Here is a 1,658-nt window from a genome sequence, read left to right as displayed (position 1 = left end):
TCTCCCTGATCTACCCTACGACTTACCTCGTGCATATGCGGTGCCAGTGTTGCGACGGTTGGGTAGCGGAACAAATCCTTCATGTCCAGCTTGTAGCCTGCCTGGAACGCACGCGATACGATTTGAATCGCCTTGATCGAATCGCCGCCCAGATCAAAGAAATTGTCCAAAATCCCGACAGTGGGCACGCCCAGGATGGACTGCCAGATCGCTACGAGTGTCCGTTCCGTTACCATTCGTGGCGCTGCATACTCTGCACCGCTGTGTAGACTGCCTTCCGGTGCTGGCAGGGACTTGCGGTCGATTTTGCCGTTCGGTGTCAGCGGCATCTGCTCCAACCAGATGAAATACGACGGCACCATATAGTTTGGCAGCGCTTGTCCCAGCTTTTGTCTCAGCTCATTAGCTCCAAGCTCTTGACTTGCCACGTAGTACGCCACGAGCTGGGTTTGACCTGTTTCGTCCGTGCGGGCCATGATGACTGCTTCTTGTACGGACTCCACCTGCAGCAGCTGCGATTCGATCTCGCCCAGTTCGATCCGGTAGCCCCGGATTTTAATCTGGTGATCCATCCGCCCCAAATATTCAATGTTGCCGTCCGGCATCCATCTCGCCAAATCGCCTGTACGATACATCCGCTCATGGCCTGCCTTACCACCAGCGAACGGATGATTTACAAATTTCTCGGTCGTCAGTTCTTCACGTTTCCAGTACCCGCGGGCCAGTCCTTCCCCTCCAATACATAACTCACCCGGCACACCGACGGGCTGCAACTCCCCACTTGCATTCATGATATATATTTGCGTATTCGCGATAGGACGTCCAATATGAATATGTTGAGCATGGGTCAGTTCCTGCACGGTCGACCACACCGTCGTTTCTGTAGGTCCGTACATGTTATAAATCCGGGGACCGTTGATTTCTTGCAGTGCTGCAAGCAGCCTGGACGGAAGGGCTTCGCCCCCGACCATAATGGCCTTCACGCCTTGCAGCGCGCGGGAACCTGCTTCATGACCCAGCAGCATTTGCAACCGGGACGGCGTCATTTGCAGCATTTCAATATGATGATGAGCAATCAATTCACCCAGCGCCTGAGGATTCACCTGATGCTGACTATCGCCAAGCACCACCGTCATTCCGCCTAACAGTGGCAGGATGGTCTCCAAGACAAAAATGTCGAAAGAAATGGTCGTCAGTGACAACATCGTTTGGCTCGTTTCAAAGTCAATGACTTCGCGCATCCCTGTAATAAAGTTGAGGACCGAGCGATGCTGGAGCATAACTCCTTTCGGATTACCCGTCGAACCAGAGGTATAGATAACGTAAGCCAAATGCTCTGGGCTGGAGATCGATTCCAGGTTACTGCTTTCTCCCTGATACAATGCTGCATCCTCAAGAAATAGGGCATTGGCGTGGCAATGGTGCTCTTCTGCCAAATCACGACGGGTCAGAAGCACTGCGGCCTCGCTATCTTCCAGCATGTATTGAATACGAGAGGACGGAAATTCGGGATCGATCGGCACATAAGCACCACCTGCTTTTAGCACGGCCAGCAGACCCACGATCATTTCCACGGAGCGATGCACCATCAGACCGACCAGTTTGTCAGGTCCTACTCCCTGTGCTTGAAGCACTCGTGCCAGCGAATTCGCCCGTTC

At 53.4% G+C, this 1,658-nt stretch carries 1 protein-coding gene; it reads right to left on the bottom strand.

All coding sequences use genetic code 11. The features are described 5' to 3' along the window. The coding region (locus tag HFD99_RS24715) for a non-ribosomal peptide synthetase (RefSeq protein WP_167441043.1) at window positions 1–1,658 on the bottom strand (1,658 nt) is incomplete at both ends.

Origin of the sequence: Paenibacillus sp. EKM301P (genome assembly GCF_011800295.1) — a bacterium.
GTDB classification, from domain to species: Bacteria; Bacillota; Bacilli; order Paenibacillales; family Paenibacillaceae; genus Paenibacillus; species Paenibacillus polymyxa.
Note: the sequence above shows the minus strand (reverse complement) of the source record. Positions and strands in the feature narration are given on the sequence as shown.